This window comes from Prosthecobacter sp., assembly GCF_014879935.1.
GTDB lineage: Bacteria > Verrucomicrobiota > Verrucomicrobiia > Verrucomicrobiales > Verrucomicrobiaceae > Prosthecobacter.
Genome location: NZ_JACSRD010000202.1, coordinates 56,289 through 74,195 on the forward strand (window position 1 = coordinate 56,289; position 17,907 = coordinate 74,195).

General features: G+C 61.3%; 10 protein-coding genes. 7 read left to right on the top strand and 3 right to left on the bottom strand.

The genetic code is table 11. From position 1 onward, the window contains the following. The first annotated feature begins 244 nt into the window (after positions 1–244). Positions 245–1,702 carry an O-antigen ligase family protein gene (locus IAE77_RS22805; RefSeq protein WP_294231730.1) on the top strand — a complete coding sequence of 486 codons (1,458 nt, stop codon included), beginning with the start codon at positions 245–247 and terminating at the stop codon, positions 1,700–1,702. A gap of 117 nt (positions 1,703–1,819) precedes the next feature. Continuing rightward, positions 1,820–3,226 carry an exopolysaccharide biosynthesis polyprenyl glycosylphosphotransferase gene (locus IAE77_RS22810; protein WP_294231732.1) on the top strand — a complete coding sequence of 469 codons (1,407 nt, stop codon included), beginning with the start codon at positions 1,820–1,822 and terminating at the stop codon, positions 3,224–3,226. Between the two features lie 11 nt (positions 3,227–3,237). On the opposite strand, the gene IAE77_RS22815 is transcribed toward IAE77_RS22810, so the two are convergent. Beyond that, complete coding sequence (locus tag IAE77_RS22815; protein WP_294231734.1) at positions 3,238–4,413, bottom strand: hybrid sensor histidine kinase/response regulator; 1,176 nt, start codon at positions 4,411–4,413, stop codon at positions 3,238–3,240. 127 nt (positions 4,414–4,540) lie between these two features. Here IAE77_RS22815 and IAE77_RS22820 point away from each other — a divergent pair, with 127 nt between their 5' ends. Beyond that, the gene (locus IAE77_RS22820) at positions 4,541–4,975 is read left to right on the top strand and encodes a response regulator (protein WP_294231740.1); all 435 of its coding nucleotides are present in this window, start codon (positions 4,541–4,543) and stop codon (positions 4,973–4,975) included. Positions 4,976–4,996: 21 nt separating this feature from the next. Beyond that, complete coding sequence (locus IAE77_RS22825) at positions 4,997–9,133, top strand: PAS domain-containing protein (protein WP_294231741.1); 4,137 nt, start codon at positions 4,997–4,999, stop codon at positions 9,131–9,133. A 6-nt stretch (positions 9,134–9,139) separates the two neighbouring features. Here IAE77_RS22825 and IAE77_RS22830 read toward each other — a convergent pair whose 3' ends face one another. Together IAE77_RS22830 and IAE77_RS22835 are read right to left on the bottom strand one after the other, a co-directional pair. Then, the gene (locus IAE77_RS22830; RefSeq protein ID WP_294231743.1) at positions 9,140–12,772 is read right to left on the bottom strand and encodes a PAS domain S-box protein; all 3,633 of its coding nucleotides are present in this window, start codon (positions 12,770–12,772) and stop codon (positions 9,140–9,142) included. A gap of 128 nt (positions 12,773–12,900) precedes the next feature. After that, complete coding sequence (locus IAE77_RS22835; RefSeq protein ID WP_294231745.1) at positions 12,901–14,700, bottom strand: response regulator; 1,800 nt, start codon at positions 14,698–14,700, stop codon at positions 12,901–12,903. A 400-nt stretch (positions 14,701–15,100) separates the two neighbouring features. Here IAE77_RS22835 and IAE77_RS22840 point away from each other — a divergent pair, with 400 nt between their 5' ends. From IAE77_RS22840 to IAE77_RS22850, 3 genes are read left to right on the top strand one after another with little or no spacing between them, the layout of a single operon-like run. Next, positions 15,101–15,796 (top strand): hypothetical protein, encoded by a 696-nt coding sequence (locus IAE77_RS22840; protein ID WP_294231747.1) that lies wholly within the window; start codon positions 15,101–15,103, stop codon positions 15,794–15,796. 28 nt (positions 15,797–15,824) lie between these two features. Beyond that, the gene (locus IAE77_RS22845; protein WP_294231749.1) at positions 15,825–16,475 is read left to right on the top strand and encodes a response regulator transcription factor; all 651 of its coding nucleotides are present in this window, start codon (positions 15,825–15,827) and stop codon (positions 16,473–16,475) included. Positions 16,476–16,489: 14 nt separating this feature from the next. After that, a complete protein-coding gene (locus tag IAE77_RS22850; RefSeq protein WP_294231751.1) occupies positions 16,490–17,770 on the top strand; it encodes an outer membrane protein transport protein in 1,281 nt (426 codons plus the stop codon). Positions 17,771–17,907 lie beyond the last annotated feature (137 nt).

A 17,907-nucleotide genomic window follows, 5' to 3' on the forward strand; every position in this document is an offset into this window, starting at 1 on the left:
ACTGATGATTTTTCGGGAAGGGGTGTGGCTTTCTGCGTAATGGGCGAGACGGTATCTATGAACAGAGTTGGCTAGTTGTCATCCGGCGCTCTTGAGATTCGTCCAAGCTGCCGCCATTGGTTGAGTCGCTGCTCCACCGGGGCTTTTGAATTGAACTGCCATAAGCATCCGATCCGGCCATGAGAACTCCACTCTCTCACGATTCAGATGCTCGTAAGAGTTGCCTTATCCTGCATAAGACCTTGTGGAATTGACCGACAAGAGGGGTGCGGCGCACATTGGGCGCATCAACCAGACCGCCCATCTTCTTCGCAATGCTGCACTCGTCCTGCTGGCGACCGGACTGGTGTTGCTGCCCGCATCGAACGCGAAGCTGCCAGTTTCCACGCATGAGACCATCTTATGGATTGTTGCCGGTGCCTTCGTTCTTTGGGCAGCGGCAAGGACGCTCGACTGGGATCCGCCCAAACCTCATGAGCGTGCTGTGTGGTGGCTGGTTGTGATGATTGAGGTGGCCGGGTGGCTGGTGACTGCCTGTCCCAGGGCGATGATCGAGCGTTCAACAGGGGCTCTCCTGGATCTGGATCGGGAAGGGTGGCGATCTTTCGGCACGATCGATCAAGCTGCCTCGGTGCCGGCGATGATCTCGATCTCGGTGGCATTGATGGGACTGGTGATGGCGCTGGATTTCGCCGCCGGAAGGAAGGGAAGGCACATTCTGGCGCTGGCGATGACCATTTCAGGAGCGGCGGCTGCAATCGCCGGCTTGTTCTGGCGGAGTCCGGCCGATTTGCGCTCGATGTGGCATGTGGCGCAGATTCCGGATTCTGTTTTTGGCTGGTTCTGGTATCACGGCAACGCAGCGGCGTTTCTGAATCTCACCTGGCCGGCCAGCTTGTGGCTCTGCGCGATCCTGATCCGCAACGGCCTGCGAAGGCCGCTCCAGCAGGTGATGCTTGCCGGCGTGGCGGCGGCGTTGCTGACGCAGATCATCGCGGTGTTTGTGAATGTCTCCAAAATGGGTCACCTGATGTTCATCCTGGAGGCTGGCTGGATGATCGTGACGGCTTTGTTGATCTGGCGGCCGAACGTGGCCGATCTTTTGTTTGGTTTTCGCCGGATCATGGTGAGCGCAGTCATTGCAGCCAGCCTGCTGCTGCTGGGCGCGTGGCTCGGCGGGGCAGGGGAAGGCATCACGCGGTGGAGTGTCTTCGCCGGGCGTCGATTTGATGACCCCGCCCGTCGTCATGCGGCGGCGATGGCGGTGCAGATCGGCATCGATCACGGCTGGCTTGGCGCCGGACCTGGAACGTTCGAATGGGTGTCGCCACACTATTCATCACTCGATTCACTGCTGTCGGGCGGGCACTGGCGGCATGCGCACAATGATTACGCCCAGTTGTTTGCCGAATGGGGCTGGCTCGGTGCGGGACTATTGGTGCTTGTGGTGGCATTCCCGGGAAGACATCTGGGCAGAGGCATGCGCCTCGCGTTCGCACGGAAAATGCGCCGCAGGATGTCGTTTCATCGTCGCAGCGGGCTGGTGTGCTTTTCCGCCGCGTTCATGGCGTTCATGACGCACGCGGCGGTTGATTTTCCGCTGCAGATCGATGCCACACGTCATCTGTATGCTGTTTTGACAGGACTGCTGCTGGCCATGGCATGTTCTTCGTCAAATGACAGCGGACCACGCTTCAAGTGAAGTGGATGAATGCGATGCGATGTCTTCCTCTTGTCTGAGATCACACTAAGGCATCGCTGACTGGATTCTAAGGCCGCGGTTTCTAGAAATTATGGACGGCGGAGGGAGCTTGCCATCATGCAAGACGCGCTAAGCCAACGAGTCCGCGGCTGGACCCCCTTCTTCGTCCTCACCGATGTCCTTTTCCTGTTCGCAGCCTTCATGGCGGCATCTCTGATGTCGTATCTGATTCCGCCGAATCTGGATCAATTCACCCTGGTGCCCGCCGCGAAGGAATGCGTGGTGCTGTGGGTCAGCATGGCGGCGGTGATCTTCCATGCGGCGGTCTGGCTGCGGGAAGGCTACTACATGCACAAGCTGCTGAACGGCGAGATTTACAAGATCAGCCTGTCGCAGTCAGGTTTCACCGCGCTCCTGCTGCTTTTCTACGTGGCGTTGTGGCGCGATGTGGAGATCTCCCGCAAGCTGATCGTGTACCACCTGGCGTTCAGCGCTCCCTTCCTCTGCGCGGCCAAAATCGTGTTCATCAAGGTGCTGAAGGCCCTCGGCTCACGCATCCAGCCACGACTGCGTGTGGTGGCGGCATGCGAGCCGCCCTCGGTGGAGTCAATGCGCTCGTGGTTCGCGAACAAACGCATGCTCGGCATCAAACTGTGCGATGTGATCTGCCCGGAGCACAAGATCGAGGACATCCGCAGCCTCGAACGCCGCCTGGAGGAGGCGATTGTGCGCGAGCGGCCGAATCTCGTGATCTGGCGCATGCCCACCAATGCACTGCGCACAGAACGGGTGCGTGAAATGGCCGAGTCGCATGGGGCGCATCTGGCGGTGGACCTTCAGCCGATCCTTGGCGAGCTGACTCCCACCCACGTGTTTGAGTATTCCACCATGAAGCTGGTGAGCCTGCACAAGCATCCGCTCGTCAATCCATCACATCGCTTCCTGAAGCGTGTGCTGGACGTCGCAGTGAGCCTTCCTGTGGTGTTGTTTGTCCTGCCGCTGCTGTGCGCGGGAGTGTGGATGCTTCATCGCTTGTTCTCCCCCGGCCCTCTGTTCTTCAAGCAGTCGCGCTCAGGTGCCGACGGCCAGATGTTCCAGATCCTCAAGTTCCGCACGATGGCGGTCAATCACGGCTCCGAGAGCGTCCAGGCACGGCCGAACGACAAGCGTGTCTTCAAAGGCGGCGCCTTGCTGCGGAAGCTCAGCATCGACGAGATGCCACAGTTCCTGAACGTGTTCCTGGGGGACATGTCCGTGGTCGGGCCTCGTCCGCACATGGTCGAGCATGATGCGATTTTCGCGATGGAATGCAGCCAGTATCCGCTGCGCCACACGGTGAAGCCGGGTGTCACCGGCCTCGCCCAGGTGCGCGGTCATCGCGGGCCGATCGATGGAGCCGAGGAGATCAAACATCGCGTCACTTCCGACATCGAGTACTGCCAGAACTGGTCCTTCCTGCTCGATGTGGCGATCATCGCCCGCACCTTCCTGCACGTTTTCTCCTTTCATGCGAAGTCGTGCTGAGCGGATGCCTGTCAGGCCGTTGGACGGAGATATTCGTTGATCACGCGGTCGAGTTCACGAATGCCGAACGGTTTGTTCAGATAGTCTGTGGCGCCCGCATCGAGGCACTCCTGCTTGTCGCCTGAATCGACGATGCCTGAGAGGCTGATGATGGTGGCATTCCCGAGTTGCGAGTCTTCGGAAGAGCGAATCTCACGAATCGCCGCCAGCCCGTCCATCACCGGCATGCGGACATCCATCAGGATGAGATCCGGCCGATGAGCCGCCGTGAGGTCCACGGCTTCGCGTCCGTCACGAGCGACGATGATCTTGAAACCGAGGCTCTCCAGGTAGCTGCTGACCACCGTGATCAAAGCCTGCTGATCGTCGGCGATGAGGATCGTGGGAGTCCCGGCGGCATGGGCATGAGCTTCCTGGGACGAGGAAATCGGATGTCCGGTGCTTCCCGCCGGCGGTGACAGCGGCGGAAGGATTTCCACGGGCAAATGAATCGTGATGCCGGCGATCTGGCCGGCCTCCTCCGACATGGTGATGGTGCCGTTGAGAAGGCACACCGCCCGATGCAGCAGCGCTGTTCCAACCGGCTTCACTTTGCGCAGGCGCTCCAACCAGGGTGTGGACGCGCCCGCCCCATCACCGATGATGACATGAGCGGCACAAGAGGCGGGGATCGGCCGGCGGATCGCCTCAAGGCACAACCCTTGGGATTCCCCGCTGATCGTCAGCAACACCTGGCTGCCTGTGGGAAAGGTCAGCACCGCGGCGGAAAGCGTCTCCGTGATGATCTGCCGCAGCCGGCGTGCGTCGGCCTTCACGCGCAATCCGGGCTTGATGTCAGTCTGCACCTCCACCGAACGCGAACGGGCCAGGTCGAGCGCGGGAGGAAGGCTCTGCGCGCAAACATCAGACATCACACAGGCGTCCGGGTTCAGCGCAGGCTCATCGGCTTCCATCTTGAACAAGTCGATCGTGTCGGCGAGCAGATGAAGCATCTGGCGTGCGCTCTCCTGCACGGACGACAGAGCGCTTTGCTGGGCGCTTTCGAGAGAGCCGTGGACGCCCTCCATGAGAATCTCCACCTGGGCGATGATGGTGGTGAGGGGATTGCGAAGCTCATGGCCGACGTTGGCGAGAAACTCATGCCTGTCCGCGCCCTGGCATTTGAGCGGTGGAGACTTGGGGTTCATTGGCAGGGGAAAGGACGCTTCATCCAGAGCTAAATGTTCATTCATTATCACGCTTGAGCACTTCAACGCTCAGATTTGCTGTATGGTACTGAACATTTCATCACAACAAGAAACCAACGAGCGCTTCATGCAGCAGGCCCATTCGTCTTCCAACGTGGCGAGCCAGACCGGACAACACTCCGGGCGGGCGAAGTCGATTTTGGTGGTGGAGGATCATGAAGTCTATCGCAACGTCGTGCGCACCGCCCTGCTGGCACGTCTGCCGGAGTTCAAGGTATTGGAGGCGGGCAGCGTTGCCTCAGCGCTCGCGGTTCTGGAGGGCGGGGAGATCGCCCTCATGCTGGTGGACATGACCCTGCCGGACGGTTCCGCCGTCGATCTGGTGCAAAACGCGCAAGCGTTCACACAGCAGGGGCTGAAGACGATTGTCTTCAGCAATCACTCCAGCGCCGACATGATGCCGGTGCTCAGCCGCGATGATGTCCACGGCTACGTGCCGAAGGAGGCAGGCCTGAAGGCGCTCGCGGACGCAGTTTCAAAGACCCTTCAAATCAGCTTTTGAGATATGGCCTTTTCCGAAACCATGACCACTCCCACAGCGCTCGATGCCGGCGCAGACGCCCGTGAAAGCTGGTTCAAGGGCGTCTTCGAGTGCCTCAATGATGCGGTGTTCATCCACGACATGGCGACCGGCGCGATCCTGGCCGCCAATCAACGCGCCTGCGAGATGTACGAGTGCGAGGTGGCCAGCCTGTGCACCCACACCGTCGCCGACATCAGCGCGAACATGCCGCCCTACACGCAGGAGGAGGCCCGCGCCTGGATGGAACGGGCGGTGAGCGAGGGACCGCAGCTTTTCGAGTGGCAGGCCCGTTCCTGCGCCGGACGCACGTTCTGGGTGGAGGTGAACATGCGCAAGGCGGCCATTCTCGGCATGGACCGGATCGTGGTGGTGGTGCGTGACATTTCGAAGCGCAAAATGGCCGAGAACGAACTGCGGCGGAGCGAGGAGCGGTTCCGGGCCGTGCTGGGCAACTCAAAGGACCCCGTCTATTGCCTGAGCCTGCCATCACTCAACTACGACTACATCAGTCCGGCTGTGGAGCAGGTGCTGGGCTTCAGCATGGACGAGTGCATCGACGGCGGCGTCCGTTTCATGCTGTCCCGCATCCATCCCGAAGATTTCGCGGCCAAACGCGAACGTCTGGAGCAGGCGATCGGAGGTGACATCGGCGGAGACTTCCATCCCGTGCTTGAATACCGGTTCCGTCACAAGAACCAGGGCTACCGCTGGATCAGCGATTATCGCTCGCTCGTCCGGGACAACGAAGGCAAGCCGGTGGCCATCATCGGAAACCTGCGTGACTTCACCGCCCGGCGGGAGCAGGAGGACGCGCTGCAGCATCAGACACACGCGGCGCTGCTGTTTCACCTGGAGAGCACCTCGCTGGCGCTGGTCGAATACGATCCACAGGGCCGCATCTGCAACTGGTCGCCTCAGGCGGAGAAAGTGTTCGGATGGAAGGAGACGGATGTCATGGGGCGCTCGCTTACCGATTGGAAGTTCGCGCATCCCGACGATCTGCCGCGGGTGGAAAGCACCTTCAGCCGGCTGATCGACCGCTCCGAGGACCGCAACACCTGCGTGAACCGCAATTTCACCAGCGACGGCCGCCTGATCGTCTGCGAGTGGCACAATTCGGTGCTGCTGAGCGAGCAAGGTGAGATCCAGTCGATCCTGTCGCTGGCTTCCGACATCACGGTGGAGAAAAAGGTCGAGGAAGCGCTGCGTGCCATGGCTGAAGGGGGGGATCCGCGCAGTGGCGAGACGTTTTTCCAGTCAGTGTGCCTGCAACTGGCCCGCGCGGCGGAGGCACGCTATGCCATCGTTGCCATGATGGTCTCGGAGCGTGACCGGATGGTCAGGACGCTGGGATTTTGCGCGGACGGCAAGATCCAGCCCAACCGCGACATCTCACTGATGGCATCCCCGTGTTACAACGTGTCCACCGGCGACGTGTGTTACTACGACCGCAACGTCGCGGAGCATTTCCCCGGCGACCGCCTGATTGAGGAACTCGGAGCGACCAGTTTCATGGGCGTGCCCCTGCATGCCACGGACGGCCGCGTGATCGGCATGATCGCCGTGTTTGGCGACCAGTCGCTGGACCGTCGCGACCGGCTTCAGGCGATGTTCCAGCTCTTCGCGGTGAGAGCGGCTGCCGAGCTCGAGCGTCACCAGGCCGAAATGGCCCTGCGGAAGAGTGAGGAACGCTATTCACTGGCCGCCAGCGGCTCCACCGGGGGTGTGTGGGATTGGGACATCCGCACGGGTGGCGTTTACTACTCGCCGCGGTTCCGCGAACTGCTCGGTTACACCCAGGAGGAGTTTCCCAGCCTGTTTTTCTCCTGGGAACAGAAGATGCACCCGGAAGACCTTCCGTTGTTGCGGGCCGCATTGGAGGACCATCTGGAGAAACGCGAGACATTCTGTGTGGAATACCGCATCCAGGTGAAATCCGGCGCCTATCGCTGGTTTGAGGCGCGTGGACAGGCGCTGTGGGACCAGTTTGGCGAGCCTTATCGCATGGCCGGATCAGCGCTCGACATTCACGAGCGCAAACAAGACGAGCAGCGTTTGCTCCGCCTCAACAGGCTGTACGCGATGTCGAGCACCATCAACGAGGCGATCGTGCGCATCCGCAATCCGCAGGAGCTTTATGAAACGGCGGTGACGATCGCCGTCGAAAAGGGCAACATGCGCATGGCGTGGATCGGCCTGCATGTGGAGGAGACGGGAGAACTGAAGCCCGTGGCCTGCGCAGGCGACTTCCAGGGGTATCTGGAGGGGCTGGTGCTGACCACGCGTGAGGATGACCCGTCGGGCTGCGGGCCCGGTGGCCGTGCCTTCCGCAGCGGGGTGCATTCGATTTCGAACGACATCGGAAACGATCCCACCTTCTACTACCGGGAGAGGGCGTTGCAGCGCGGTTTCCACTCCTGCGCGGCCTTTCCGCTGAAGCCGGAGGGGAAGCCGCTGGGAGTGCTGATGATCTACGCCGATGCCTGCGACTACTTCCAGGAGGATGAGGTGCGGGTGTTGTGCGCACTGGCGGACGACCTCACTTTTGCCCTCGAAACGGCCGCCAAGGCCGAGGAACGGCAACGAATCGTCGAAGCGCTGCGTGAAAACGAGCGCATGGTCTCCACGCTCATGGGAAACCTGCCCGGAGCGGCCTATCGCGGCCGGCTCGATGAGAAGTGGACGCTGGATTTCATCAGCGAGGGCTGCCTGGAGCTCACAGGCTACGAGCCGGAGGCGTTTGCCGGGAAAGGGGATGTGTTCTTCGGTGATCTCATCCATCCCGAGGACCGCGATCATGTGCGCAAGATCGTCCAGGAAGCCACGGCCGCTGGAACACGCTTCGAGATGACCTACCGCATTCGTACGGCCGATGGCTCGATCAAATGGATCTGGGAGCGTGGCCAGGGCATTCCTGCTGAGAACGGCCGGGTCGAGTTCGTGGAAGGCTTCATGGCGGATGTGACGGAGAAGCGGCGCATGGAGTCGCAGTTCCTGCGTGCGCAGCGCATGGAGAGCATCGGCACGCTGGCTGGCGGCGTGGCGCATGACTTGAACAACGTGCTGACGCCGATCCTGATGTCGCTGACCATCCTGCGGATGAAGCTGACGCAGCCACGTGACGTGGATCTGCTGAACGCGATGGAGAACAGCGCCAACCGCGGCGCTGAGATGGTGCGTCAGATCCTTGGCTTCGCACGTGGCGTGGAGGGGCGCAGGCTGCCGCTGCGGCCGAAGGACGTGCTGCAGGAGATCGAAAGCCTGCTGCTGGAGACTTTCCCGAAAAACATCCGCTGCAGCGTGGTGCGCCCGCCGGATTCCTGGAACGTGGAGGGTGATCCCACGCAACTCCACCAGGTCCTGTTGAACCTTTGCGTGAATGCCCGCGATGCGATGCCGGATGGCGGCGAGCTGGTGGTCTCCGCGTCAAACGTGGTGGTGGACGCGCAGTTTGTGAGCATGCACCCAGATGCCAGGGCGGGTGAGCATGTGATGTTCGAGGTGAAGGACACCGGCACTGGCATTCCCGCGGAAGTGCGGGAGAGAATCTTCGATCCGTTCTTCACGACGAAGGAACTCGGCAAAGGCACGGGTTTGGGGCTGTCCACGACCTTGGGAATCGTCAAATCGCATCATGGTTTCATCGATCTGACCTCCCGCGTGGGCAAAGGCTCCGCGTTCCGCATCTATCTGCCAGCGAAGACGGGCGTGTCGGAGCCGGTCGTGCAGACCCCCGAGTCCTCCCGTCGTCTGGGGCAGGGCGAATTGATCCTCGTCGTGGATGATGAGGCCGCGATTCTCACCGCCACGAGCCACACGCTGGAGGCCTTTGGATACCAGGTCATCACGGCCTGCGACGGCACGGATGCCATCGCCACTTTCCTCAAGAATCCGAACAAACCGGTGCTGGTGATCACGGACATGATGATGCCGAACATGGACGGGCCGGCGCTGATCCAGGCTCTGCGAAAAATCGAACCCGGGCTGCCGATCATCGGCGCGAGCGGACTCAACCAGCAGATGCAGGCACAGGTGACGAGCCTGGGCGTGCGCCACTTCCTGCGCAAACCCTACAGCGCCGACACGCTGCTCCATGCCATCGGCGATTTGCTGAAGCCTGCCGCCGCCAAGGTCTGAGCAGGCTCAAGACTCAGCCATTTCGTCGTGCAGGACCTGGCGGAGCGCCCGCAGGATGGTCTCCGCCGTGTACGGTTTAGGCAGAAACTGGCGTGCGCCTGCCTCAGCCGACTTCTTCATGCCGCCGTGCGCGGTGACGCCACTGGCGGCGATGATGCGGACCTGCGGATTCATTTTCACCAGCACCTGGATCGTGGTGGCCCCGTCCATGACCGGCATGGCCATGTCAGTCAACACGACGGCGATGTCGTTCGTGTGCTTGGAATAAAGCGTCACGGCCTCGGCACCGTCTGCGGCCAGGAGCGTGCGGTAGCCGTAGGCGCTGAGCGTCTGGCGGGTGATCTCCCGCACGGCCGCCTCATCGTCGATGACGAGGACGAGCTCGTTGTTGCCACGCGGCAGGGGCTGTTCATCGATCTCCGGCGTCTGCTCGGTCGATGGAGGCAGGGCAGGGAGGTAAACCGTGAATCGCGTGCCATGGCCGGGTTCGCTTCGCACGCGGACGAATCCGCCGTGGCTTTTCACGATGGCCAGCGAGGTGGAAAGACCCAGTCCCGTGCCTTTTCCGGGAGGCTTCGTGGTGAAAAACGGATCGAAGATCTTCGGCGGCACGTCCTGGGCGATGCCGACGCCCTCGTCCTCCACTCCGATGACGATGTGCGGGCCTTCGCGGGCCTCGATGTTCATCGTCGCATACTGCGAGTCGATCATGACGAGGGTGGTGTCCACCGTGAGCTTGCCTCCGGCAGGCATCGCATCACGGGCATTCACGCAAAGGTTCAGCAGCACCTGATGGATCTGCGTGGCGTCTCCGGACAGCATCCACTCATCCGGCGGCGTCTGCAGGTGCAGATCGATGTTCTTCGGGAACGTGTCCTGCACAATGCGGCCGAGGTCGTTCAGCAGCCGGCTGATGGAGACGGGCATGCTCTGGCCTTCCATGCCGCGTGCAAAGGAGAGCACCTGGCTGAGCATCTCGGCCCCGCGCTGGGCGCTGCTGGCGATCACCCGCAAGGTGTCCCGGCTGGCTTCGTCGTTGATGCGCCGCTTCAGCAAGTCCACCGACATCAGGATCGGCGTCAGGACGTTGTTCAAGTCGTGGGCGATGCCGCCGGCCAGCGTGCCGATGCTGTCCATGCGCTGCGCACGGATCATCTGGTCCTCCAGCCGTTTCTTCTCCGTCACGTCCTTGTTGATGGCCAGGATGCACTTTGGTCGGTCGGCGGCGTCCCGCACGAGGGTCCAACTGCCTTCCACCACGACCTCGTGGCCGGTTTTCGTCATCTGGCGCACTTCACCCTTCCATTCCCCATCGATCATGAGGCGCTGGAACTTTTGATGAAATGGAGTGGCGTCCTGATAGAGGAGATCGCAGGCTTTGCGTCCGACGGCCTCCGCCGCTGTCCAGCCGTAGAGATCCTCGGCGCCTTTGTTCCAGTAGGTGATCGTGTGGTCGAGGTCGCGCACGAGAATGGCATCATTGGCCTTGTCGAGCAGCGAGGCCTGCTGGCGCAGGGTCTCCTCGATCTGCCGATGTTCCCACTGGGACATTACCAGCGAGATGAAATTTGCCATCGAGAGCGCAAAACTTTGATCCTCCGCCGTCCATTCGCGTCTTGAGCCCACATGTTCCTGGCAGAGCACACCCACGAGGGCGCCGCCGGCATGGAGAGGAGCGTCCAGCATCGAGGTGATGCCGAGCGGTTGGAGGTAGTTGTCCGCAAACTCGCAAGTGCGCGGATCGCGGCAGGCGTCGGACGCGGAGATGAGCTCGTTCTCCTCCATGGCCCGGAAATACGCAGGATAGGCGGCGGCGGGCAGGCGCAGACCGGTGGCATGGCTTCCCGGAGTGGCTTCAAACAACTCCTGGCAGACGATGGCGTCGCGTTCCGGGGAGTAACGCCAGATGCTGACGCGTTCCACCTCCGCCACATGGGCGATCTCCGCGGCGATGACGCGGAACGCCTCGTCCAGGCTGCCGGCCTGCAAGACGCCGCCGCGCATCAGCCTGGCGATGGCCGCGTGCCGCTTTTCGTGCCGCTTCGAGCGCAGCAGCAGCCTTTCCTCCGCCTCCCTGCGGATGGTGATGTCCCGCTGAATGGCCACGAAGTGAGTGACGCGGCCGTCTTCGCCCCGGATCGGGACCACATCGATGTCCAGGATGACTCGCGAGCCATCCTTGGCATAATTGACGAGTTCCTCCCTGACCGGGCATCCGGCGGTGAGAGCGGTCCGGATGCGGTCGAGTGCCTGCCGGTCGGTGTCCGTTCCCTGGAGGAATCGTGGGCTGCGCCCGATTGTCTCCTCCAGCGTGTAACCCATGCGCCGTGTGAAGGCCTCATTGACGAAGACGATGCGCGGGCCTGGCTCGTCGAGCGGAAACGCCTCGGTGATCAACACCACGTCGTTGAAATGGGCCACGCACGTTTCCAGCAGGCGGAGCTGCTCCCGGTTCCGAAGTGTCTCCGTGATGTCTTTGCACAGCACGAGCATGTGGAGGACCGAGCCGTCCTCTTCATTGCGGATGGCGGACACGCAGTTCTCCACCCAGGCGATGCCGCCCTCTTTGCGCAGATAACGCTTCTCGACGACGAAATCGTCGATTTCACCGGCCACGAGCTGCTGATTCAGCTCCAGCTTCCGTTTCACATCATCAGGATGGGTGATGGCGGCAAAGGAGGTGCCCACCAGCTCATCCTCACCATAGCCGGTGATCTCACAGTAATGGCTGTTGATGTGAAGGATGACGCCTTTCGTGTCGGTGATGGCGAAACCGACGCTGGCGTTGGCAAAGGCGAGGTGGAACTGCGATTCTCCGCCGCTCTTGAAGGCCTCCTCGGCGGCCTTGCGTTCCGTGATGTCGAGCGCCGTGCCGACCATGCGCAGCGGCCTGCCGGTCTGCTCGTCGAGGCAGAGCCTGGCATCCTCATGGATGTGACGGATCTCCCCCGACGGAAGGATGATCCGGTGGTCCAGCGAATAGTGGCCGTGGGTGCGCAAGGTGCGGCTCACCGCCTCGCGCACGAGTTGGCGGTCCTCGGGATGGACGGCCTGGAAAAAGGTTTCGTTGGAGGGTTCGATGCCGCCCACCTCGTGGCCGAAGATGCGATAGATCTCATCCGACCAGCGCAGCCGGTTGCGGTTCATGTCATCGAGGTCCGCGAGATCGAGCTCCCAACTGCCGATCCGGGAACTGTGGCAAAGAGCCCTTGTGAAGCCTTCACGCATGCCCTGTCTCGGAGCATTTCTGGCCGGAGGAAGCTCCACCAGGGTGACCAGCGCCGAACGTGCGTCGTTGGCGGCCAGCGGGGCGATGCTGCAGTCGAATCGCGTGTCCGTGCCGTTTTGGCGACGGCTGGCCTCGATGCGACAGAACGCGGCAGGGTCAATGAGCGCCTGACGGACTGCCTTGCTGATGCTGTCCGTGGTCTGCGAGTCGAGCGCCTGGTTTTTCTTCAGAAGCTGGAAAAAGTCACCTCCATGCGCTGGCAGGGGCGCTGTAGGGTCCGCATTCAGAGGATTCCAGGTTCCAAAGGCGCTTTGGATGATGCCTCCCGCGTCCACCTGGATGAGCAGGTGACGACTGTCACCGCCTTCGCCCTTGCGGGCCGGAATGTCGTGGAGGACGTCGGGTTTCATGGTCGGCGAAGCCCGTCTGAGGCTTCCATTCGCAGATGGTTGCCAGGGAACATGAGAGAGGCAGGTTGAGAAAAGCCCCATGAGGGGGAAACGCAAGCTTGGTTTCCTGCCACCCGGTCAATTCATCGTCACAGCCGCGCCGTGTTGAGAAGCGCTTTGCCGACGATGTTGAGCAACTCCACCATGCCGAAGGGCTTGGGCAGGAAATTCTCTCCGGTCTTGAGCTCCTTCTCGCTGCTGAGGCTGGTTTGCGCATAGCCGCAGGTGAAGATGACCGGGAGGGTGGAGTCCTCGGCGGAAATCGCCTTTTCCAGATCGAAACCGCTTACACCGCCGGGCAATTTGATGTCAATGATGGCGAGCTTGATCACGGACGACTTGCTCCGCCAGAGCGCCCACGCCTCGTTGGCGTCACTGGCACATAAAACCTGGTGGCCCTGGCTGGTGAGCACGTATTCCATCACCTGCCGGACGGAATCCTCGTCGTCCACCACCAGGATCGTGCTGCAATCGCTCTCTGATGAGGACTCCAGAAGTTTTTTGTCTGGCGTCACCGGCTGGGGTGCGTTTCCGGTGGCCACGGGAAGGCCGATGCTGAACTCAGTGCCGACATCGATCACGCTGCTGGCAGCGATCCAGCCGCCTTGAAGGCGTACGAGCCCCTGCACGAGAATGAGAGCGATGTCGGCGCCGCCTTGCTGTCCAGAGTCCAGATGGGAGGAGTCAAACAGGCGCGAAAGCTCCGCCGCAGTCATGCCACTGCCTGTGTCGGCGAGGGTCATGAGCACATAATCGCCCGGTCTGGCATCGCCATGAAGGCGGCTGGCAGCAGTGGCGTCTGGCACGGACACGAACCTTGTCTGGATCATCAACCGCCCGCCGCCAGGCATGGAATCCCGGGCGTGAACGAGCAGATTGAAGATGATCTGCTCCACGGAAGCCTGGTCGGCCATGACGCAGGGAAGATCAGGCTGGTGCTGGATCTGGATGGCGATGTTCTCACCGAGCGCCTTCTGCAGCAGGGCAGTCTGCGCGTCGATGATCTGCGCCAGTTGAACTGGCGCAGGCTGGAGGTAGTCGCGACGAGTGAAGGCCACGAACTGCGAAGTCACGCCCATGGCGTGCTGGGTGGCGACGAGCAGATCCTGCAAGACCTGCGAACCGCCCTGGGCGGGCGATTGGCCGGCGGTGGCCACCTCCAGATGGCCACGGATGACCGTGAGGTAGTTGTTGAAGAAGTGCGCCATGGCATCGGCGAAGCGGCCCATGGTCTCCAGGCGCTGGGTACGGCAAAGCTGGTCCTCCAACTGCCGGCGATGGTCCTGCTCAAGACGCAGACGGTTGCTCACGTCCTCAAACTGCGTTGTCGCCTCCAGCAGTTGAGCATTGAGGGTCAGGTTGCGCTCGGAGGTCTGGAGATCGGCGTGGTGCTTCGAAGTGAGCGTGCGGACAAGCTGGGTGATCTCGAACGGCACCAGCCTGAATTTGAGCACCAGGAGCTGGTGATTCGATCCGAGATCGATGGGAATCTGCTCGAACGCGTCCAGTTGGGACACGGCGTGGATCACGACGTAAAGGTCCCGCTGCATCTGCCACATCCGGCGGACGAAGTGGCGATAATCCTTCCCGTGGAGCAGGCGGCCATCAATGATGACGACCGAGAAAGGGCGGTGTTCCCGCAAGGCAGACTCCAGCAGAGCCAGAGCTTCCTTGTCGCTGCCAGTGTTGATGACCTCAGGCGGCAATGCAGCGTTTTTGGGCTTCGGAACCGGGGCGGAAGGGGTCAGGAGCGTCGAGGAACTGCCGGAAGGGCCATTGTTTTGCAGGGCGTGAGAAAGATGCAGGTCCTCCTTGATGGATCGTTCGTCACTGACGATCAGAATGCGGCAGCTGGTGACAAGGTTGGCCTGGAGAGTATTTAGATACATGCGTGACAAACATAATGGTTCCCGCGCAGAATTTTAATAAATTTAGGCTTATACTGCATTGAGAGAGCTTAACTGCTGGAATAAACGGTAATAACCATGGTTTAGGGCTTGTTTGAACATCTAAATCTTGAATGAAGATTTAGATGCGACTGGATCACGATTGTGATTGTTTTGAATACTGCTTCTAAACGCTTTCCTCGCGTCCAATCATGTTTTCGTTCTCCCGCCAAAAACACGCGTTCAGCATTGAAAATCAATGTGTTAGATCGAGTTTATTGTGTGGATATTGCGATGGTCAGCGCAGGCAGGAGCGGTTTGGGGCGTGTTTGACAGCCGTTCTTCTCAAATCGGCGGCGATGCATTGATTTAGCCGAGCAACTAAACATTTAGAACCTTCCGCATGCCTCTCCTGGACCCTCTTCCCGCTCCCGCCTTGGTTCAGGCGTTGAGTGCCTTCCTCAGGGAAGACGATGCCACGCGGGTGGAGCTGTCTCATGTGCTGCACAAGGAAGTCGCAGGCAGTCTGGTGGCCTGCGCCTCGCTGGGTGAGATGATGCGGCACGAGCTGGCGCACGAGGCGGACTCCACCAGCCTCGGCAAGCTTCTGGCCAGCCTGGATTCGACCGTGCGCCAGACGTTGCAACTGGTGCGCGACATGACCGAGGCCCAGTTCCCGCCGGTGTTGAAGGCGTTCGGCCTGCATGTGGCATTGCAACAGCTTGTCCGTTCCATCGGCGACGGATTTGCCGGATCGGTCGTGCTGAATCTCAATGGTGAGGAGCCGTCCTTCGATCTGGCGAGCCGTTTGAACCTGTTTCGGCTCATCCAGGCGCTGCTGAAGCATTGCATCCGCTATGCCAACACCACCTGGGTGGAGGTGAACTGCCGGGCGGCAAAGGACAAGCTCGAGATCACCGTCGATCATGATGGTGGCGACAGCATCTGGCGTGAAGTGGAGGCTGCCGCAGACCTGGCGGTGATCCAGGCGCGCTGCGTGCTGCTTGGAAGCCGCATGCAGATCATGCCGGCCGGGCCCGGCGGCAGCTCACGGGTTTCCCTGCTGGTCGTCCCGGCGGCGCAACGCCCCGGCACCTGAAACGAGACCATCGACTCCCGAACCTGCCATGCCCACCACCTCCCCGACATTCAGCATCTTGATTGTGGATGACCACGCGCTGGTGCGCGAGGCGTTCACGACGATGCTGAAGGTGGAGTTTCCGCAGGCGACCGTGATTTCCACCGGCACCTGTGCGGATGCGATGGCGGAGGCACGGTCACGCAACTACGACATCGCGCTGGTGGACATTGAACTCGGGGACCGCTCGGGAATGGAGTTGACCACCGAGCTGCGGACGTTGCCAAATCCGCCGCGGATCATCGCTGTCTCGATGCACCAGGAGGAGACCTTTGTGACGCGCACCATGCAGCTCGGTGCACGCTCCTATGTGACAAAAGACGCTCCGCCGCATGAGTTGTTTGACGCCATTCGGGCCACGATGGAAGGGCGCAGCTACATCTCGCGCGAGCTGGCGCAGCGTTTTGCCGACCAGTCGATTCGCAAGGGGGGCGCGGCGCTGGCTCATGAAAAGCTCTCCAACCGCGAGCTCGAAGTCCTGATGCAGCTCGCCCGCGGAAAGAGCCTCAAGCAAGTCGCGCAGGATCTTTCTCTCAGTCCCCGGACGGTCGCTGTCCACAAACACAACCTGTGTCGCAAAACGGGCCTCAAAGGCACGGTCGAGATTCTCAGATACTGCCAGTCCAACGGACTGGTGTGAAACCAACACAACTCATGAAGTCGCTCCCGCAACTCGTCACCCTGGTCATCGGTCTGGCTGCCTGCACAGGTCACGCCGCCGAGTCTCTCTCTGTGGTTCCTGACTCCGCCCAGGCGCTCGCCACCGCTGGTGGACGCATCGCCAATCTTCACGACGCCTCCGCCGTCCGTGTCGCCCCGGCCAACATCCTGCAGATCACGGAACCTGAGGTGCTTCTCAATCTCGCGGTGTGGAATGGCGACATTCGCGTGAACTCAAACACGAGCGGTGCGACGAAGATGACCCAGTCGTGGATTTATCCCGGCAGCATCTATGCCGTTCTTCCGGTGGTGCCTGACAAGGTGGCACTGGGCTTCGGCATCAGCACGCCGTTCGGGCTCGCCTTCACGTTTCCCAAGGAGATGCCAGTGGGGCCCGGCGTGGGAGCCGGCCTCCGCCACAATCTGCCCTATGAAGCGCGGCTGATGGCGGTGGATTTCACGCCAGCGGTCGCGTTTCGTGTGACTGACACGCTCACCATGGCCGCTGGTCTGGACATCGTTTACTCCCAGTTCACGATGGGGCGCATTTATCCCTGGAGCGCCTGGCCCCCGGCGGTTGAAGATGGTGAGATCCAAATCAAAGGGGATGGTTGGGGCTTGGGCGGCTATTTGGGTGCCAATTGGGAGTTCGCCCCCGGTCACCGGCTGGGCGTGATCGGGCGGCTGCCGATCAAGGTCAAATACAGCGGCCGCACCGAGACTGTGAACATGCCGGGTGCCAACGCGGGCTTGCTGGCTGCCGGAGCCAATTCAACCAGCAGTTTTGACACGGACATGACCTTTCCCGGCTCCATCGCCGTGGGCTACGGTGTGGACGTGACAGACCGCCTCACCCTGGGATTCGACTTCCAGTGGTCGGACAACTCGTCACACGACGACATCCCGCTGAATCTGGGGGAAAACCAGCCGCTGCTGTTTGGTCAGAACGCCGCAGTGCTTGGCTGGAAGGATTCCATCGATCTCGGCTTTGGAGCCACCTACAAGCTCGACCGAATCTGGAGCCTGCGCTGCGGTTATCTTTTCTCCGAGAACTCGCAGCCGGAGGACAATTACCTGCCCTCGGCGGCTGGAAATGACCGCCACGTGTTCGGTGTCGGCGTCGGCTGGAAGGGGAAGACGCGCAGCGTCGATCTGAGCTACGCCTTTGTTTTCAACCCGACGCGCACCATCGGCAGCGCTGCCACTCCGGCATTCAACGGCACTTACAAGCATCAGTGGCACGTGGTCTCACTCAGCCTTACCCAGCGATTCTGATGAACAACATCTCATCCACCATGACCGCCCGGGGCATTTCCGCCCCCGTGGTTCCAGATTCCAGTGAAATGGCACCGCAAGCCCTGCCTGGGGCGGCGGTGGCAATGACCAAGGCCTAAAAACCGTCGAAGCGAGGG

Bases quoted from the DNA above. Each gene is read 5' to 3' on its own strand.
- IAE77_RS22810 (WP_294231732.1), top strand. From the start codon at position 1,820: ATGCAAGACGCGCTAAGCCAACGAGTCCGCGGCTGGACCCCCTTCTTC.
- IAE77_RS22815 (WP_294231734.1), bottom strand. From the start codon at position 4,413: ATGAACCCCAAGTCTCCACCGCTCAAATGCCAGGGCGCGGACAGGCAT.
- IAE77_RS22820 (WP_294231740.1), top strand. From the start codon at position 4,541: ATGCAGCAGGCCCATTCGTCTTCCAACGTGGCGAGCCAGACCGGACAA.
- IAE77_RS22825 (WP_294231741.1), top strand. From the start codon at position 4,997: ATGACCACTCCCACAGCGCTCGATGCCGGCGCAGACGCCCGTGAAAGC.
- IAE77_RS22830 (WP_294231743.1), bottom strand. From the start codon at position 12,772: ATGAAACCCGACGTCCTCCACGACATTCCGGCCCGCAAGGGCGAAGGC.
- IAE77_RS22835 (WP_294231745.1), bottom strand. From the start codon at position 14,700: ATGTATCTAAATACTCTCCAGGCCAACCTTGTCACCAGCTGCCGCATT.
- IAE77_RS22840 (WP_294231747.1), top strand. From the start codon at position 15,101: ATGCCTCTCCTGGACCCTCTTCCCGCTCCCGCCTTGGTTCAGGCGTTG.
- IAE77_RS22845 (WP_294231749.1), top strand. From the start codon at position 15,825: ATGCCCACCACCTCCCCGACATTCAGCATCTTGATTGTGGATGACCAC.
- IAE77_RS22850 (WP_294231751.1), top strand. From the start codon at position 16,490: ATGAAGTCGCTCCCGCAACTCGTCACCCTGGTCATCGGTCTGGCTGCC.